Here is an 860-nt window from a genome sequence, read left to right as displayed (position 1 = left end):
TTATCCCAGGCTTTAGCCGCGTATTGCCCAGCCAGAATGACCTGTTCCTGTGACGCATCATTACCGAGAGACTGCTGTGCATTAAGCACGGCCTGAGCTCTCGATAACTCACCAACACTGCCCGCTGACAACTCGGCCTTTTGCCTCAGCTCATCCAGTTTTTGGTTAACCGTCTCCTGCGCTTTAGCGTACTGCTCAGCTTCTTTCTGAGCTGCTGACTTTCCGCCCTTCGCTTTGCTGCCAGTAGCGGAACCTGTAGTTTTAATCTCAATCGGCTTTGTATTAGCCGCGGTCTGTGATGCTTTGGAAACAGCAGCCAGATCGCCAACCAGCAAGGCGGCCTTATTGCTTAGACCGGCAAGCGCTTTGTTTTGTGCTTCCCAACCATCAAGACCAAGCCATGACCAGGTGCGCGCGCGCCTGGTGAACATTTCCGCTGTGCTGTTCAAATCTGATATCTGAGCATCTGCCGACGCCGCCTTTCCTACCAGGCGATCTAGTGCTGCTGCCATAGAGTCGATTATTGCCACCAGACCACTACTGGCACCAGTCGCCTGGTTAACAGAGTCGATCATCGACAGGAATGAGTTTGTCAGCGCTGTATTTGCCTGAGAAAGCGTACGCGGTAGCTTTTCGAACTCAGCGTTTACGGATCCTGTCTGCTTCTGAATGGCATTCAGCGCATCTTCTGCCGTCAGCTTTCCGTTAAGCATGAGTTGGCGCAACTCGCCGATGCTTACGCCCATTCCGGCGGCGATCTGGCGTGCAAGTTCCGGCATTTGCTCAAGAATGGAGTTGAATTCCTCCGCCCGAACAGTGCCGGATGAAATTGACTGGCCGAACTGACGAAGAGCATTAGC

Annotated in this window: 1 protein-coding gene; it reads right to left on the bottom strand. The window is 53.3% G+C overall.

Annotated elements, in window-relative coordinates; all coding sequences use genetic code 11:
* Nucleotides 1-860 (bottom strand): tape measure protein (locus FDX11_RS15150; RefSeq protein WP_137398165.1); only part of this gene is annotated, 860 nt, incomplete at both ends.

This window comes from Citrobacter sp. wls714 (assembly GCF_005281025.1).
Taxonomy (GTDB): domain Bacteria; phylum Pseudomonadota; class Gammaproteobacteria; order Enterobacterales; family Enterobacteriaceae; genus Citrobacter; species Citrobacter werkmanii.
Note: the sequence above shows the minus strand (reverse complement) of the source record. Positions and strands in the feature narration are given on the sequence as shown.